Source organism: Pseudomonas sp. SDO5215_S409, from assembly GCF_054071325.1.
This window is the reverse complement of sequence record NZ_JBSVWN010000029.1, coordinates 25,450-42,073: the sequence shown is the minus strand read 5'-3', so window position 1 is coordinate 42,073 and position 16,624 is coordinate 25,450. Positions and strand designations below refer to the sequence as shown.

18 protein-coding genes and 1 tRNA gene are annotated in these 16,624 nt (G+C 63.5%); 13 read left to right on the top strand and 6 right to left on the bottom strand.

What is annotated here, in order from left to right:
- Position 1: 1 nt before the first annotated feature.
- From ACW9H9_RS16310 to ACW9H9_RS16270, 9 genes are read left to right on the top strand one after another with little or no spacing between them, the layout of a single operon-like run.
- Positions 2-937, top strand: a complete 936-nt coding sequence (locus ACW9H9_RS16310; protein ID WP_457344250.1) for a MerR family transcriptional regulator — start codon at positions 2-4, stop codon at positions 935-937.
- Positions 938-2,383 carry a deoxyribodipyrimidine photo-lyase gene (gene phrB, locus ACW9H9_RS16305; protein WP_457344249.1) on the top strand — a complete coding sequence of 482 codons (1,446 nt, stop codon included), beginning with the start codon at positions 938-940 and terminating at the stop codon, positions 2,381-2,383.
- Entirely contained in the window at positions 2,376-2,798 is a 423-nt protein-coding gene (locus ACW9H9_RS16300; RefSeq protein ID WP_457344248.1) for a nuclear transport factor 2 family protein, read from the top strand. The genes phrB and ACW9H9_RS16300 overlap by 8 nt, the downstream gene beginning before the upstream one ends.
- Positions 2,795-3,577 carry an SDR family NAD(P)-dependent oxidoreductase gene (locus ACW9H9_RS16295; RefSeq protein WP_457344247.1) on the top strand — a complete coding sequence of 261 codons (783 nt, stop codon included), beginning with the start codon at positions 2,795-2,797 and terminating at the stop codon, positions 3,575-3,577. Before ACW9H9_RS16300 ends, ACW9H9_RS16295 begins: the two co-directional genes overlap by 4 nt.
- Entirely contained in the window at positions 3,574-4,821 is a 1,248-nt protein-coding gene (locus tag ACW9H9_RS16290; protein WP_457344246.1) for an NAD(P)/FAD-dependent oxidoreductase, read from the top strand. The genes ACW9H9_RS16295 and ACW9H9_RS16290 overlap by 4 nt, the downstream gene beginning before the upstream one ends.
- Positions 4,818-5,621 carry a DUF1365 domain-containing protein gene (locus tag ACW9H9_RS16285; RefSeq protein WP_457344245.1) on the top strand — a complete coding sequence of 268 codons (804 nt, stop codon included), beginning with the start codon at positions 4,818-4,820 and terminating at the stop codon, positions 5,619-5,621. Before ACW9H9_RS16290 ends, ACW9H9_RS16285 begins: the two co-directional genes overlap by 4 nt.
- The gene (locus tag ACW9H9_RS16280) at positions 5,608-6,879 is read left to right on the top strand and encodes a class I SAM-dependent methyltransferase (RefSeq protein ID WP_457344244.1); all 1,272 of its coding nucleotides are present in this window, start codon (positions 5,608-5,610) and stop codon (positions 6,877-6,879) included. The genes ACW9H9_RS16285 and ACW9H9_RS16280 overlap by 14 nt, the downstream gene beginning before the upstream one ends.
- Complete coding sequence (locus ACW9H9_RS16275) at positions 6,872-7,360, top strand: DUF2878 domain-containing protein (protein WP_457344243.1); 489 nt, start codon at positions 6,872-6,874, stop codon at positions 7,358-7,360. The genes ACW9H9_RS16280 and ACW9H9_RS16275 overlap by 8 nt, the downstream gene beginning before the upstream one ends.
- 54 nt (positions 7,361-7,414) lie before the next feature.
- The gene (locus ACW9H9_RS16270; RefSeq protein ID WP_457344242.1) at positions 7,415-7,720 is read left to right on the top strand and encodes a YkgJ family cysteine cluster protein; all 306 of its coding nucleotides are present in this window, start codon (positions 7,415-7,417) and stop codon (positions 7,718-7,720) included.
- Between the two features lie 44 nt (positions 7,721-7,764).
- Here the strand turns inward: ACW9H9_RS16270 and ACW9H9_RS16265 are convergent, their stop codons facing one another.
- From ACW9H9_RS16265 to hemA, 6 genes are all read right to left on the bottom strand, one after another.
- The gene (locus ACW9H9_RS16265; RefSeq protein ID WP_457344241.1) at positions 7,765-8,283 is read right to left on the bottom strand and encodes an acyloxyacyl hydrolase; all 519 of its coding nucleotides are present in this window, start codon (positions 8,281-8,283) and stop codon (positions 7,765-7,767) included.
- 101 nt (positions 8,284-8,384) lie between these two features.
- The gene (gene murI / locus ACW9H9_RS16260; RefSeq protein ID WP_457344240.1) at positions 8,385-9,179 is read right to left on the bottom strand and encodes a glutamate racemase; all 795 of its coding nucleotides are present in this window, start codon (positions 9,177-9,179) and stop codon (positions 8,385-8,387) included.
- Positions 9,172-9,927, bottom strand: coding sequence for a molybdopterin-synthase adenylyltransferase MoeB (locus ACW9H9_RS16255; protein ID WP_457344239.1), 756 nt, complete (start codon positions 9,925-9,927; stop codon positions 9,172-9,174). The genes murI and ACW9H9_RS16255 overlap by 8 nt, the downstream gene beginning before the upstream one ends.
- A complete protein-coding gene (gene prmC, locus ACW9H9_RS16250; RefSeq protein WP_457344238.1) occupies positions 9,921-10,751 on the bottom strand; it encodes a peptide chain release factor N(5)-glutamine methyltransferase in 831 nt (276 codons plus the stop codon). The genes ACW9H9_RS16255 and prmC overlap by 7 nt, the downstream gene beginning before the upstream one ends.
- Positions 10,752-11,834: a peptide chain release factor 1 gene (gene prfA, locus ACW9H9_RS16245; protein WP_457344237.1), complete on the bottom strand. Its 1,083-nt coding sequence runs from the start codon at positions 11,832-11,834 to the stop codon at positions 10,752-10,754.
- Positions 11,831-13,117 carry a glutamyl-tRNA reductase gene (gene hemA / locus ACW9H9_RS16240; RefSeq protein WP_457344236.1) on the bottom strand — a complete coding sequence of 429 codons (1,287 nt, stop codon included), beginning with the start codon at positions 13,115-13,117 and terminating at the stop codon, positions 11,831-11,833. The genes prfA and hemA overlap by 4 nt, the downstream gene beginning before the upstream one ends.
- 183 nt (positions 13,118-13,300) lie before the next feature.
- On the opposite strand from hemA, the gene ACW9H9_RS16235 reads away from it, so the two are divergent.
- The 4 genes from ACW9H9_RS16235 to ACW9H9_RS16220 all read left to right on the top strand — a co-directional run bounded on the left by ACW9H9_RS16235 (position 13,301) and on the right by ACW9H9_RS16220 (position 16,611).
- The gene (locus ACW9H9_RS16235; protein ID WP_457344235.1) at positions 13,301-15,025 is read left to right on the top strand and encodes a tetratricopeptide repeat protein; all 1,725 of its coding nucleotides are present in this window, start codon (positions 13,301-13,303) and stop codon (positions 15,023-15,025) included.
- Between the two features lie 4 nt (positions 15,026-15,029).
- Positions 15,030-15,647, top strand: coding sequence for a lipoprotein insertase outer membrane protein LolB (gene lolB, locus ACW9H9_RS16230; protein ID WP_457344234.1), 618 nt, complete (start codon positions 15,030-15,032; stop codon positions 15,645-15,647).
- A 1-nt stretch (position 15,648) separates the two neighbouring features.
- A complete protein-coding gene (ispE, locus tag ACW9H9_RS16225) occupies positions 15,649-16,500 on the top strand; it encodes a 4-(cytidine 5'-diphospho)-2-C-methyl-D-erythritol kinase (RefSeq protein ID WP_457344233.1) in 852 nt (283 codons plus the stop codon).
- Between the two features lie 36 nt (positions 16,501-16,536).
- Positions 16,537-16,611: transfer RNA gene (locus ACW9H9_RS16220), tRNA-Gln, on the top strand.
- Positions 16,612-16,624 lie beyond the last annotated feature (13 nt).

The window sequence follows — 16,624 nt, the reverse complement described above, 5'->3', positions numbered from 1 at the left end:
CATGACTCTTTCAGAACCCGACGACACCGCCCCCGGCGAAGACTTCGCCCAAGCCCTGGAACAGGGCTGGTTGCCGATCCGCGAAGTGGCGCGCCAAACCGGGGTGAACGCAGTGACCCTGCGCGCCTGGGAGCGCCGCTACGGTTTGATCGTGCCGCAGCGCACGCCCAAGGGGCACCGCCTGTTTTCAGCCGACCACGTGCAACGCATCCACACCATCTTGACGTGGCTCAACCGCGGCGTGCCGGTCAGCCAGGTGAAAAACCTGATCGACTCGGCCCAGCCCAATGAGCACCCCGTGGAGAACGAATGGCACAGCCGCCGTCAGACATTGCTGCACGCGATCAGCGAATTGGCCGAGCGCCGTGTAGACGATGCCTTCAACCAAGCCATGGCCCTCTACCCGCCGCGCACCTTGTGCGAGCAACTGTTGCTGCCGTTGCTGCATGAATTGGAACTGCGCTGGCAGGGCCAGTTTGGCGCGCAGATGGAGCGGGTGTTTTTCCACTCCTGGCTGCGCAGCAAGTTCGGTGCGCGTATCTATCACAACAATCGCCAGCTCAATGGCCCGCCGTTGTTGCTGATCAACCAGTCGGACCTGCCGCTGGAGCCGCACCTGTGGCTCACCGCGTGGCTGACCAGCAGCGCCGACTGCCCGGTGGAAGTCTTCGACTGGCCGCTGCCGCCAGGCGAACTGGCGCTGGCGGTCGAACACCTGCAACCGCGTGGCGTGCTGTTGTATTCGAGCAAGTCGCTGCACGTGTCGACACTGGGCAAGCTGCTGAGTGGCGTCAGCGGCCCCAAGCTGATTGCCGGACCAACGGTATGCATCCACCAGGCCGAGTTGGCCGTATCTATCACTGAAATCCCTGAACTGTTCCTGGCCGAAGACCCGTTGTCGGCCCATCAGGCACTGCTCCAGCGTGGACTTATCTAAATGCACTTGATCTGGCTGCGCACCGACCTGCGCCTGCATGACAACACCGCCCTGACCGCTGCCACGCAGCGCGGCCCGACGGTGGCGGTCTACCTGATCAGCCCCGAACAATGGCGGGCCCATGATGACGCGCCGTGCAAGGTGGACTTCTGGCTGCGCAACTTGCAGCCCCTGAGCCAGGCACTGGGCGCGCTGAACATCCCGCTGCTGGTGCGGCATGCTGCACGGTGGAACGACGCGCCGCAGGTCCTGGCCCAACTGTGCCAAGAACTTTCGATCGAGTCGGTGCACGTCAACGACGAATATGGCATCCACGAATCCCGCCGCGATGTGGCCGTGGCGCAGGCGCTGAAAGCCGCGGGCGTGACGTTTCACAATTACCTGGACCAACTGTTCTTTCAGCCCGGCAGCGTGCTGACCAAGACCGGCACGTATTTTCAGGTGTACAGCCAGTTCCGCAAGGTGTGCTACGAGCGCTTGCACAGTGCATTGCCGCGCCTGGTGGCCAGCCCCAACGCCCAGGCGCCGCTGGCGGTAAAAAGCGACCCGGTGCCCACGCACGTCAACGGCTTTGCCGCGCCCAGCGAGAGCCTGCGCGCACTCTGGCCGGCTGGCGAAGACGAAGCCCGCAGACGCCTGGAGCAGTTTGCCGACGCGCAAATCAGCTACTACAAGAATGAGCGCGACTTCCCGGCCAAACCCGGCACCAGCCAGTTGTCGGCCTACCTCGCCGCCGGAGTGATCTCGCCGCGCCAATGCCTGCACGCCGCGCTGCAAAGCAACCGGGGCGAATTCGACAGCGGCGACGAGGGCGCCGTCACCTGGGTCAACGAGTTGCTGTGGCGCGAGTTCTACAAACACATCCTGGTGGGCTACCCACGCGTGTCCCGCCACCGCGCCTTCCGCCCAGAAACCGAAGCGGTGGCCTGGCGCAACGCCCCCGCCGACCTCGCCGCCTGGCAAGAAGCGCGCACGGGCCTGCCGATCATCGACGCGGCCATGCGCCAGTTGCTGGAAACCGGCTGGATGCACAACCGCCTGCGCATGGTGGTGGCCATGTTCCTGACCAAGAACCTGCTGATCGACTGGCGCGAAGGCGAGCGCTTTTTCATGCGCCACCTGATCGACGGCGATTTGGCGGCCAACAACGGCGGCTGGCAATGGAGTTCCTCCACCGGCACCGACTCGGCGCCGTACTTTCGGATCTTCAGCCCGCTGAGCCAGTCAGAAAAATTCGACGGCGACGGCCGCTTCATCAAGCAGTGGCTGCCACAGCTGGCGGCGCTGAACAAAAAAGAAGTGCACAACCCCGACGCCCTGGGGGGCCTGTTCGGCGTGGCGGACTACCCGCGCTCGATCGTCGACCTGAAAAAATCCCGCGAACGCGCGCTCGCCGCGTTTCGCAGCTTGCCCTCCAGACAACCTGCCGGGGGTGACGATGAGTGACTTCCTGCGCCGCTTCGCCCATACCTTCGCCAGCCTGGACAAGCACAACCTGCACCTGCTCGACAGCCTGTACAGCAAGGACATCGCCTTTGCCGACCCGCTGCACGAGGTGCAGGGGCTCACGGCGCTGAACCGCTATTTTGCCGAGCTGTATGACAACGTCAGCCACCTGCGCTTTGACTTCCACAGCTTCGACCAGGTGGCCGACGGCGAAGGCTACCTGCGCTGGAAGATGAGCTTTTGCCACCCGCGCCTGGCCAACGGCGAAGTGATCCGCCTTGAAGGCTGCTCGCACCTGCTGTGGCGCGACAAGGTGTACCGCCACCGCGACTATTTCGACGCCGGCGCCCTGCTGTACGAGCACTTGCCGATCTTTGGCAGCGTGATCCGCTGGCTGAAAAGGAGAATGGGATGAACGCAAGACCGCCCCGTCGTTATTGGCTGACCGGCGCCAGCAGTGGCATCGGCGAGGCCCTGGCGCAAGCGTTGCTGCAGAGCGGTGCTCACGTGGCGGTCAGCTCCCGGTCAAAAGGGCCGCTGGAGCAACTGGCCCAGCGCTTTCCAGGCCAGGTGCTGGTGGTGGCGGGCGACCTGACCAACAGCCAGACCGTGCGCGAGATCGGTGAACACATCGGGCAGGCCTGGGGCGCGCTGGACACGGTGATTCTCAATGCCGGCACCTGCGAATACGTGGACGTCCGGCAGTTCGACGCCTCGATCATCGAGCATGTGGTGCGCACCAACCTGCTCGCCAGCAGCTACTGCATCGAGGCCGCCCTGCCGCTGTTGCGCGCAGGTGTCACGCCGCACCTGGTCGGGGTCACCAGCGCGGTGACGTACCTGCCGATGCCGCGTGCCGAAGCCTATGGTGCGTCCAAGGCGGGGCTGCGCTACCTGTTTGAAGCGCTGCGCATCAGCCTTACGCCGGAAAACATCGACGTGACCGTCATCAGCCCAGGCTTCGTCGACACGCCCCTGACCCAGCGCAACGACTTTCCCATGCCCGTGAGCTGGCCGGCCGATAAGGCAGCGCGGCATATTTTCACCCGGCTTGAGGGCCGTCCGCTGGAGATCGCCTTTCCGGCCCTGCTGATGGCGGCCTTGTGGCCGCTGTCCAAGCTGCCGAACCGCGCCCAACTGATCATCGGTAAGCGCATGTTGCGCAGCCCGCCGCCGAAAAAGGACGACCTGTGAAGATCGCGATTATCGGCAGCGGCATCGCCGGGCTGACCAGCGCCTACCTGCTCAGCCGTCGCCACGAGATTTGCGTGTTTGAGGCCGGTGACCGTATCGGCGGGCACACCCACACGGCGGCGGTGACTGTCGACGGCCAACCCTACGCGGTGGACACCGGCTTCATTGTGTTCAACGACTGGACCTACCCCAACTTCATCCGCTTGCTGGGCCAGATCGGCGTGCCGTTCAAGCCCACCGAGATGAGCTTTTCGGTGTGCGACCAAAGCGCCGGGTTCGAGTACAACGGCAACAACCTCAACAGCCTGTTCGCCCAGCGCCGCAACCTGCTGTCGCCGGGTTTCTGGGGCATGCTGCGCGACATCCTGCGCTTTAATCGCCAGGCGCCGGCCGACCTGCACGCCCAGCGCATCAGCGCCGACATGACCTTGGGCGACTACTTGAAGCACGGCGGTTACGGGGAGCGATTCATCCGGCATTACATCGTGCCGATGGGCGCGGCGATCTGGTCGATGTCGCTTGCGGACATGCTCGGGTTCCCGTTGCAGTTCTTTGTGCGGTTCTTCAAGAACCATGGTTTGTTGTCGGTGAATAACCGGCCGCAATGGTGCGTGATCGAGGGCGGCTCCAGCGCCTATATCGAACCGCTGACCCGCACGTTTCGCGAGCGCATCCACTTAAACACCGCGGTGACGCGCATCGAGCGCACCGCCATTGGCGTGGTGGTGCACAGCGCGCGGGGCAGCGAGTCGTTCGACAAGGTGGTGCTGGCCTGTCACAGCGACCAGGCCCTGGCCCTGCTGGGCGACCCCAGCGAAGACGAGCAGCAGATCCTCGGCGCCCTGCCCTATGCCGATAACGACGTGGTGCTGCACACCGACACCCGCCTGCTGCCCGACCGCCCGCTCGCCTGGGCCAGCTGGAATTACCGCCTGGATGACACGGCGCAGCAACAGGCCGCCGTGACCTACAACATGAACATCTTGCAGGGCTTGCACAGCGACACCACGTTTTGCGTGAGCCTCAACCAGACGGCGATGATCAACCCGCTCAAAGTGCTCGCCCGCTACACCTACGCCCACCCGCAATACAGCCTGGCGGCCGTGGCCGCGCAAGCGCGCTGGGAGCAACTGCACGGCGCACGCCACACCTACTATTGCGGCGCCTATTGGGCCAACGGCTTTCATGAAGACGGCGTGGTCAGCGCGCTGCGCGTGGCGAAGGCCTTCGGGGAAACCCTGTGAACAGCGCCCTGTACAGCGGCTGGATCGCCCATCGCCGGTTTACGCCCCGGGCTCACGCCTTTCGCTACCGGATCGGCCTTGTGTACCTGGACCTCAGCGAACAGGACGCCGTGCTCGCCCTGTCGCCCATGGCGGGCGCGGGGCGGTTTGCGCCCTTCGCGTTTCGCCAGCAGGACTACCTGCGTGAATGGACGCGCACCGGCATGAGCCTCACCGATGCCGTGCGCCAAGAAGTCGGCAAGGCGCTGGGGCACACGCCCCAGGGCGTAATCTGCCTGCTAACCCAGGCCCGCAGTTGGGGCCTGGCCTTTAACCCGGTGAGTTTCTTCTATTGTTTTGAGGCGTCCGGCGAACTCGCCGCGATCCTCTGTGAAGTGACCAACACCCCGTGGCGCGAGCGCTACCACTACGTGCTGCCCGCCCAGGCGACGGACGCGCACCAGCACTTTGCCGTCGCCAAGGCGTTTCATGTGTCGCCGTTTTTGCCCCGCGACCTTGAGTACCGCATGAGCTTCAGCCCGCCCGCTGAAAAGCTCGGCGTGCACATGGCCGACTGGCAGGGCCAGCACAAAGTCTTCGACGCCACCCTCAACCTGCAACGTGAGCCCCTGAACCGCGCCAGCCTGCACCGCTACCTCTGGCGCTTTCCGTGGATGACGGCCAAGACCTGCCTGGCCATTTACTGGCAGGCCCTGCGCCTTTTGCTTAAACGCACGCCGATTTTTTCCCATCAGGCCGCCGATGGCGCCTCTCGAACCGCTGTCGGGTCTACCAAGGATCGCCGCCATGAAATCCCCTAGCTTATCGGTCAAATCCAACCGCTTGAACGTCAACGGCATGACCGCGACCCTGCTGCGCAGGGCCGTGCTGCACCAGCTCGGCCAACTGCGCCATGGCCAGTTGGTGGTGATTGAAGACGGCGAGCGGCAGGTGTTTGGCGCACGGGAAGCGCACCTGCTGGGGGAAATCCACATCCTCGATTCGGCGGCCTGGGGCCTGGTGGCGGCCAACGGCTCGATCGGCGCGGGGGAGGCGTTTATTCATGGCTACTGGACCAGCCCGGACCTGACCGCCGTGGTGCGCGTGATGGTCAGCAACCTAGAGGTGCTCGATGCCCTGGAAGGCGGCCTGGCCCGGCTGGCGCGCCCGCTCACCCAAGGCTTGCACTGGCTCAACCGCAACACGCGCAAGGGCTCGCAAAAAAACATCGCCGCCCACTACGACCTGGGCAACGACCTGTTCGAGCAGTTCCTGGACCCGACCATGATGTACTCGGCCGCGCAGTTTCTGTCGCCCGACGACACCCTGGAGCAGGCGCAACTGAACAAGCTGTCGCGCATCTGCCAGAAACTGGCGCTCAAGCCCACCGACCATCTGCTGGAAATCGGCACGGGCTGGGGCAGCATGGCGCTGTATGCCGCGCAGCACTATGGCTGCCAGGTCACCACCACGACCTTGTCCAAAGAGCAGTTTGCCTACACCCAAAAACGCATTGAGGCGCTGGGTTTACAGAATCAGGTGACCTTGCTGTTGCGCGACTACCGCGACCTCACCGGCCAGTACGACAAGCTGGTGTCCATCGAAATGATCGAAGCGGTGGGCCACCAGTTCCTGCCCGCCTACTTCAAGCAATGCGCGCACTTGCTCAAGCCCGACGGCCTGATGTTGCTGCAAGCCATCACCATTCGCGAGCAACGTTATGAGCAGGCCAGGCGCAGCGTGGACTTTATCCAGCGTTACATTTTCCCCGGCGGCGCCCTGCCCTGCGTGCAGAAAATGCTGCAGATCGTCAGCCGCGACACCGACATGAACCTGCTGCACATGGAAGACTTCGGCCTGCACTACGCCCGCACGCTGCGCCTGTGGCACGAGAACTTTCGCCGCGCCCACGGCCGCCTGACCGAGCTTGGCTACGACGACCATTTCCTGCGCCTGTGGGAGTTCTACCTGTGCTACTGCGAGGGCGGTTTTATGGAGCGCACCATCGGCACCGCACAATTGCTGCTGGCCAAACCGGCGGCCGTGCCCCAGCCGTTGCTCGGGCGTTTTGATGCTTAAACAGTTGGCCAATGCCGCACTGTTCCAGTGCGGCTGGTTTGCCTGCGTACTGGGCGGTGACAGCGCGTGGCTGGGGGTGGGCGTGGTGATCCTCATCATTCACCTGCGCGGGCTCGGGACATGGGCCGAAGCCCCGCTGATCCTCGCGGTCACGCTGGTGGGCACGGTCATCGACACCTCGCTGCGCACCCTTGGCGTGTTTCATTTTGAGGGGCATGGGCCGCTGATTCCGTTCTGGCTGGTGCTGCTCTGGGCCTTGCTGGCCACCACGCTGCGCCACTGCCTGGCCTGGAGCGCCCGCCCCTGGTGGCGTGCCAGCCTGCTGGGCGCCGTGGGCGGACCGTTGTCGTATTACGCTGGCAGCCAATTGGCAGGTGTGAGTTTTGGCTACGCCACCTTGCCCACATTGGCCGGGCTGGCGGTGCTGTGGGCGGGGGTGTTTGTGCTGCTGCATGGGTTGGCGAGGCAGCTGGCGCCCTGACGTCCGTCCGCCCTTTCACACGCGCACCGCTCGCTTGCCTTACACTGCGCGCCTATGACCCACATCCCCCACACCCAAATCAACGACCCGGCCGTGACCTGCGCCAGTTGCGCCGCGTGCTGCTGCCAACTGGAAGTCATGCTGATCACCGACACCGGCGTGCCCGAACGGTTTATTGACACCGATGACTGGGGCGGCGAAGTCATGCTGCGCTTGGACGACGGCTGGTGCGCGGCACTGGATCGCGACACCATGCGCTGCACGATCTATGAGCGGCGTCCGCTGATCTGCCGCGAATTCGAGATGGGGTCACCGGAGTGCCTTGAGGAGCGCCAGGGGATTGCGACGGCGTATCGCTGATCACCCGTGGGAGCCGGCTTAACGGCGCACACGGGCGAGCGTGATCAGAGCGGCAAGGTGTAATGCAACGAGTAACTCTCGACACCGTCGTTATGGCTGCTGATGCCCGCGTTGGAGTAATGGATCGCGCGAATGCCCACCTCATGCCCACCGGCGAAACGCAGGCCAAAGCCCAGGCGGTCTTCAAACTGGAAGGCCTGGCCAATGTTGTTGTCTTCCAGGCGCGTGCGGGAAAACGCGGCCACGCCGATACCGGCTTCGAGGTAAGGCTTGACCGACTGGCCGGCAAATTCGTACACAAACACGGGCGCGAATGACAGGCTGCTGGCACCGGCGCGCTGGTCGCCCGCCCAGTAGGTATAGGCCCCGTTCCAGTAACCGGTCAGGCGACCGACATCGGTCTCAAACCAGCTTTTATCCCACTGCGACGTCAACCCCAGCCGGTAGGTCAGCGTTGAGTCGCTCGTGCTCCCCAGCCCAAACTCCAGGCCTGCGGCCTGCGCCGAAACAGAGTGCCCCACCACCACAGCCGCCATCGCGGCTAAACAGAACAAGCGCTTCATCAGAAACATCCCTTGCGAATGAACACTATCGGGTTTGAGCCAAACCATCCTTGTGCAGAACACGCCCATCCGAACGGAGTGCGGCGTGTTTCGCGACGTTTTCAGGCGCCAAACCTACGCACAATGCCGGGGGATTTCCACAATATGGGTAGGATATTTCTTAGATGGTTGGCATCACCGCTGGTCCAAAATCGTGCCGTTTCGCGATTATCGACAGCCAGCAGGTCGCGCTCGCCCAGCAAACGTTGCAGTTGCCGGGCCACGGCGGCACCGGTGTCGATCAAAATGATCGAGGGCGCCAGCATCGTTGCCAGCAGGGGCTTGAGGAAGGGGTAGTGGGTGCAGCCCAGAATGATGGTGTCGCAGCCCGCCTCCACCAGCGGCGCCACGTAGCCGCGCAACAGCCGACGCAGCACCGGGCTGTCGAGGTCCCCGGTTTCGATCAGTTCCACCAGGCCCGGGCAGGGTTGCGTCACCACCCGAACATCGGTGGCGAAGCGGTCGAGCAAGGCGGCGAACTTGGCGCTTTGCAGGGTGCCGGTGGTGGCGAGCACGCCGACTACACCGCTGTGGGTGGCGGCGGCGGCGGGTTTGACGGCAGGCTCCATGCCCACCAGCGGCCAGTCGGGGTAGTCACGGCGCAGCTCGGCGACGGCGGCCACGGTGGCCGTGTTGCAGGCGATCACCAGGGCTTTGGCGCCGCGCTCATGGAAAAACCTGGCGATAATGCGCGAACGTGCGCGGATGAACTCGGGGGTTTTCTCACCGTAGGGGACGTTGCCGCAATCGGCCACATACCACAATGACTCGTCAGGCAGCAGGCGCTGGATTTCACCCAGCACCGACAGCCCGCCGACGCCGGAGTCAAACACACCGATCGGCGCGTCCTTAAGCATGGTGGCCGCCACACACGCTGCAACCCGGGTCGCGCTTGACCCGCAGTTCGCGGAAACGGCTGGTGAGGGCGTCGATCAACACCAGGCGCCCCACCAGCGGCTGGCCAAAGCCGGCCAACAGTTTCAGCGCCTCCAGGGCTTGCAGGCTGCCGACCAGGCCCACCAGCGGGCCGATCACGCCCGCTTCGCTGCAGGTCAGTTCAGCGTCGCTGCCGTGCCCATATAAACAGTGGTAACAAGGGCTTTCGGCGCGGCGCGGGTCGAACACCGACAACTGGCCCTCCAGACGAATCGCAGCCCCGCTGACCAGCGGTTTGCCCGCAGCCACACATGCGGCGTTGACCGCTTCGCGGGTGGTGAAATTGTCGGAGCAGTCGAGCACCACGTCCACGGCCGCCACGGCGGCGGCCAGGGTATCGGCGTCTAATGCGGTGCGATGCGCCACCAGGGCGATATCGGGGTTGAGCGCGCTTAGGCGGCGAAGGGCTGAATCGACTTTGCTCAGGCCCACGCTGTCGGTGTCGTGAATGATCTGGCGTTGCAGGTTGGTCAGGTCGACGCTGTCGAAGTCCGCCAGGTGCAACGCACCCACGCCCGCCGCCGCCAGGTAGAGCGCCACCGGAGCGCCAAGGCCACCGAGGCCAACAATCAATGCACGGCTGTTTTTCAGGCGCAGTTGGCCGTCGATGTCGACATGTTGCAACAAGATCTGTCGGCTATAGCGCAACAGCTCCTGGTCGGTCAGCACGGCCGGCGTCCCAATGTGATGCGCTCATGGCCGCCCAGGTCGATGCGGCTGTGCACGGCTTCAAAGCCCGCGCCGTGCAACAGGTCGCGCACGGCCGGGGCCTGGTCGTAGCCGTGCTCGAGCAGCAGCCAGCCTGCGGGCGCCAGGTGAGCCGGGGCCTGATGGATGATCAGGCGCAAGTCGTCCAGGCCATCCGGCCCGGCCACCAATGCGCTGGCCGGTTCAAACCGCACATCGCCCGCCGCCAGGTGGGGGTCGGTGTCGGCAATGTAGGGCGGGTTGCTGATGATCAGGTCAAAGGTGTGGCCGTGGAGGGCGCTGAACCAGTGGCTGCTCAGCACCGTGGCGTTGGCCAGGTGCAGGCGCTGGCGATTGCGTTCGGCCAGGGCCACGGCCTCCAGCACGCGGTCCACGGCGGTCACGTGCCACTGCGCCCGCTCGCTGGCCAGGGCCAGGGCGATGGCGCCGCTGCCGGTGCCCAGGTCGAGCACCTTGGCGGGGCTGACGGGCAGCAACTCCAGGGCCGCTTCCACCAGCATCTCGGTTTCCGGACGCGGGATCAGCGTGTGCGGGGCCACTTCCAGGTCGAGCTTCCAGAAGCCTTGCTGGCCCAGAATATAGGCCACCGGCTCGCCGCTGCGGCGACGTTGCAGGTAGTGGGCGAAGGTCAGCGCGTGTTCACTGCTGACGATTTTTTCGGGCCAGGTGTGCAGGTAGCTGCGGGACTTGCCCAAGGCAGCGGCCAGCAGCAATTCCACATCCAGGCGCGCGGTGGGCGAGTCGGGCAGTTCGGCAGCGCGCAGTAGGCTGGCAATAATGGTCATTTATTCCCCTATCGCCGCCAGTTGGTCGGCCTGGTATTCAGCCAGCAAGGGCTCGATCACCGCCTCGACACCGCCCGCGAGGATTTCGTCCAGCGAGTACAGGGTGAGGTTCACGCGGTGGTCGGTAACCCGGCCCTGGGCGTAATTGTAGGTGCGAATACGCTCGGAGCGGTCGCCCGACCCCACCAGCAACTTGCGCTCGCTGGCGATCGCGCTGGCGGCGGCGGCGGTCTGCTGGTCGTTGAGTTTGGCCGACAGCCAGGCCATGGCCCGGGCCCGGTTCTTGTGCTGGGAACGCTCTTCCTGGCACTCCACCACAATGCCGGTGGGCAAGTGGGTGATGCGGATCGCCGAATCGGTCTTGTTGACGTGCTGACCACCGGCCCCCGATGAACGGTAGGTGTCGACGCGCAAATCGGCCGGGTTGATCTCGATGGCTTCTTGCTCGTCGGGCTCTGGCAGTACCGCCACGGTGCACGCCGAGGTGTGGATACGGCCTTGGGACTCGGTGGCGGGCACGCGTTGCACGCGGTGCGCGCCGGACTCGAACTTGAGCTTGCCGTAGACGCTGTCGCCCTCGACGCGGGCGATGATCTCTTTATAGCCGCCGTGTTCGCCTTCGTTCTCGGACAGGATCTCCACACGCCAGCCGCGACGCTCGGCGTACCGCGAGTACATGCGAAACAGGTCGCCGGAGAAAATCGCCGCTTCGTCGCCCCCGGTGCCGGCGCGGATTTCGAGGAACACGTTGCGCCCATCGTTGGGGTCCTTGGGCAGCAACATGCGTTGCAGGTCGCCTTCCAGCGTGACCAGGGCGTCCTTGGCTTCGCGCACTTCCTCAACGGCCATTTCGCGCAGGTCGGGGTCGCTGTCCTTGAGCAGCGCCTGGGCGCCCTCCAGGTCGGCCTGCACTTTAAGCAGGTTTTTGTACGCGCCCACCACGGGCTCGACTTCGGCGTATTCCTTGGAATAGGCGCGGAACTTGGTCTGATCGGAAATGACCTCGCCATCACCAAGCAAGGCGGTCAGTTCTTCGAAACGGTCCTGGAGGATGTCCAGTTTATTGAGCAGTGACGCTTTCATTGCGGTTTTTTATCCGAAGAGCTGGGCGCGCCCTCACCGAGGGCAAAGAGTTCCTGGGCCATGGCCAGCGCATCGAGGCGGCCTTCGGCGGTCAGTTTTTTCAGCTGTACGCTGGGCGCGTGCAGCAATTTGTTGGTGAGCCCACGGGCCAGTTGCATCAGCACGTCTTCGGCGCTGCTGCCATTGGCGAGCATGCGCTGGGCCTTGATCAATTCTTCGTCGCGCAGACGCTCGCCTTGCTGGCGGTAGGCCTTGAGCACATCCACGGCCGCCAGTTCGCGCAGGCGCACCATGAATTCGTCGGCGCCGGTGCTGACCATTTCCTCGGCGACCTGGGCGGCACCCTGGCGGCTCTTGAGGTTTTCGGCGACCACTTCGTGCAGGTCGTCGACGCTGTAGAGGTAAACGTCGTCCAACTCGCCGACTTCGGGCTCGATGTCGCGGGGAACGGCAATGTCCACCATGAAAATCGGCTTGTGCTTGCGCAGCTTCAGCGCGCTTTCCACCGCGCCTTTGCCCAGGATCGGCAACTGGCTGGCGGTGGAGCTGATCACGATGTCACTGCGCACCAGTTCGGCCGGGATGTCGGCGAGCAGCACGGCATGCGCGCCGAATTCCTCGGCCAGGATGCTGGCGCGCTCCAGGGTGCGGTTGGCGACCACGATGCGCTTGACCCCCAGGTCATGCAGGTGGCGGGCGACCAGGGTGATGGTTTCGCCCGCGCCGATCAGCAGCGCCTGGCTGCGTTGCAGGTCGCTGAAGATCTGTTTGGCCAGGCTGACGGCGGCAAACGCCACCGACACCGGGTTTTCGCCGATGGCCGTGTCGGTGCGTACCTGCTTGGCCGAGTTGAAGGTGGCCTGGAACAGGCGCCCGAGCAGCGGGCCCACGGTGCCAGCTTCACGCGCGACGGCGTAGGCCGACTTCATCTGGCCGAGGATCTGCGGCTCGCCGAGCACCAGCGAGTCGAGCCCCGATGCCACGCGCATCATGTGACGAACGGCCGCATCTTCTTCATGCACATAGGCACTGGCGCGCAGGTCGTCGAGGTTCAACTGGTGAAAATCCGCCAACCAGCGCAGCACCACATCGGCAGACAGATGCTCGTGCTCTATATAAAGCTCGCTGCGGTTGCAGGTTGAAAGGATCGCCGCTTCGCGGCTGTCGGTGAGCCGGCAGAGCTGCTGCAAGGCCTCAACCAACTGCTCCGGGCTGAACGCCACGCGCTCGCGCACGTCGACGGTAGCCGTCTTGTGGTTAATACCGAGTGCGAGAAAGGCCATTCAATATCGCTGATGATGTCGGGAAGCCGACAATTGTCCTACTTCGAAAGATTCAGAACAACCACCGTCGTCTATTGTCCTAATGCCTTGTGTCTATAAAAGGCATCCACTGAGACTCGGTTATGTTTGGCCGAAGGCTTGTGTCATGATGATCCGACCGCAGGTTAGTCGTCCTCTTCCTATATGAATAGATCCTCCGCGTTGCTCCTCGCTTTTGTCTTCCTCAGCGGCTGCCAGGCCATGGCCCCCGTGTCGCCGGACGGTACGCCGCCGGTCGAAGACAGCACGCCCGCCCCTGAAAAGCCCAAAGTCTACGCCTCGTTCAGCGAAGAGACGGTGTTCAGCCTGCTCAGCGCCGAGCTGGCCGGCCAGCGCAATCGTTTCGACATTGCCCTGGACAACTACGTGACCCAGGCCATCAATACGCAGGACCCGGGAATTTCGGAGCGTGCATTTCGCATCGCCGAATACCTGGGCGCCGACCAGGCCGCGCTGGATACTTCGCTGATCTGGGCCAGAAACGCCCCCGAAGACCTCGAGGCACAACGTGCGGCCGCTATTCAACTGGCACGGGCCGGGCGGTATGACGATGCCATGGTGTACATGGAGCGCGTCCTGCAGGGCAAGGGCGACACACATTTCGACTTTCTCGCGCTGTCGGCCGCCGACACCGACCAGGACACTCGCAATGGCCTGATGAAAAGTTTCGACCGCCTGCTGCAAAAACACCCCAACAACAGCCAGCTGATTTTCGGCAAGGCATTGCTGCTGCAACAGGATGAAGAGCCTGACGCCGCGCTCAAGCTGCTGGAACAACACCCGCCGGAAGATGGCGAAATCGCGCCGATCCTGCTGCGTGCGCGCCTGCTGCAAAGCCTCAATCGCGGCAAGGAAGCGATTCCGCTGCTGGAAAAAAACATTAAGAAATACCCCGAGGACAAGCGTCTGCGCCTGACCTACGCGCGCATGCTGGTGGAACAGGACCGCATGGAAGACGCCAAAGTGCAGTTCGCAGGCCTGGTGCAGCAGTACCCCGAAGACGACGAACTGCGTTACTCCCTGGCACTGGTCTGCCTGGAAGCCAAGGCCTGGGACGAGGCCAAGGGCTACCTGGAAGACTTGATCGCCCGCGAAAGCCATGAAGACTCGGCGCACCTGAACCTGGGCCGCATCGCCGAAGAGCGTAACGACCCACAGGCGGCCCTGGTGGAATACGCCAAAGTGGGCGCGGGCAATGACTACCTGCCAGCACAACTGCGCCAGGCGGACATCCTGATGAGCAATGGGCGCACCGATGAAGCGGAAAAACGCCTGGCCGCCGCTCGGGATGCCGAGCCCGATTACGCGATCCAGCTGTATTTGATCCAGGCCGAGACGCTGTCGGCCAACAAGCAGGGCGATCGCGCTTGGAAGGTGTTGCAACAAGCCTTGCAACAATACCCTGACGATTTGAACCTGCTGTACACCCGTGCCATGCAGGCCGAAAAACGCGACGACCTGCCCCAGCTGGAAAAAGACCTGCGGCTGATCATCAAGCGTGACCCGGACAACGCCATGGCGCTGAACGCCTTGGGCTACACCTTGTCCGACCGTACAACACGCTACGCCGAAGCCCGGGAGCTGATCGAAAAAGCCCACCAGTTGAACCCCGAAGACCCGGCGGTCCTCGACAGCCTGGGCTGGGTGAATTACCGCCTGGGCAACCTGGACGAAGCCGAACGCCTGCTGCGCCAGGCCCTGGAGCGCTTTCCCGACCAGGAAGTGGCCGCGCACCTGGGCGAAGTGCTCTGGGCCAACGGCAAGCAACGCGAAGCACGGCAGGTCTGGGCCAAGTTCCTCAAGGACCAGCCCGACAGCCCTATCCTGCGCAGCACCATCAAGCGCCTGACCGGATCCGAGACTCTTTAAGCTTATGTTTTTGCGCCACGCTATCGTTTTCAGCCTTATCGCCTTGCTCGCCGGTTGCGCGGGCTTTGGTGCCCGTGAATCTGTCCAGGGCCAGGGCGACCCGGCGCAGTGGCAGCAACACAAAACGCAGCTGAGCAGCCTCGATGGCTGGCAGATCGAAGGCAAGGTCGGCATTCGCGCGCCCAAGGACTCGGGCAGCGGCACCTTGTATTGGCTGCAACGCCAGGACTACTACGACATTCGCCTGTCGGGCCCCCTGGGCCGTGGTGCCGCGCGCCTGACCGGCCGGCCCGGGCAAGTCAGCCTGGAGGTGGCCAACCAGGGCCGCTATGAGGCGCCCACGCCCGAGCAACTGCTGGAAGAACAGATGGGCTGGAAACTGCCCGTCTCCCACCTGGTGTGGTGGGTGCGCGGCTTGCCCGCCCCCGACAGCAAAAGTCGTCTGAGCCTCAACGGCGACAGCCGCCTGGCCACGCTGGAGCAGGATGGCTGGCAGGTCGAATACCTGAGTTACGTGCAACAGAACGGCTACTGGCTGCCCGAGCGCATCAAACTGCATGGCACCGACCTGGACGTGACGCTGGTGGTCAAGGACTGGCAACCGCGCAAGCTGGGGCAATGACATGACCGGCGAACGCCTGAGCCTGCCCTCCCCGGCCAAACTCAATTTGATGCTGCACATTCTTGGCCGCCGTGAAGACGGCTATCACGAGTTGCAGACGCTGTTTCAGTTTCTCGACTACGGCGATGAACTGACCTTTGCCGTGCGCGATGACGGCGTGATCCGCCTGCATACCGAATTTGACGGCGTGCCCCACGACAGCAACCTGATCGTGAAGGCGGCCCGACAACTTCAGGCGAACTCCGCCTGCCCGCTGGGCATTGATATCTGGATCGATAAAATCCTGCCCATGGGCGGCGGCATCGGCGGCGGTAGCTCGAACGCGGCCACCACCCTGCTCGGTTTGAATCACCTGTGGCAGCTGGGTTGGGACGAGGATCGCCTGGCCACGCTGGGCCTGACACTGGGCGCCGACGTCCCGGTTTTCGTGCGTGGCCACGCCGCTTTTGCCGAGGGCGTCGGGGAGAAACTCACCCCTGTAGACCCCGAAGAGCCGTGGTATGTCGTGCTTTTCCCGCAAGTCTCTGTAAGTACAGCAGAAATTTTTTCAGATCCACTGTTGACACGTAACTCTCCTCCCATTAAAGTGCGCCCCGTTCCCAAGGGAAACAGTCGAAATGACTGCTTACCGGTTGTAGCAAGGCGTTATCCAGATGTACGTAACGCTTTGAATTTGTTAGGTAAATTTACCGAAGCAAAATTAACCGGAACTGGAAGTTGTGTGTTTGGGGGCTTCCCAAGCAAAGCTGAAGCTGATAAAGTCTCGGCCCTTCTTACAGAGACCCTTACAGGGTTTGTAGCAAAGGGAAGCAACGTTTCGATGTTGCATCGCAAGCTGCAAAGTCTGTTCTAAAGGAACCGAGTACTGGGTACTCGTTGCAACAGATACAGGGGCGTCGCCAAGCGGTAAGGCAGCAGGTTTTGATCCTGCCATGCGTTGGTTCGAATCCAGCCGCCCCTGCCATTTTCTAATACTC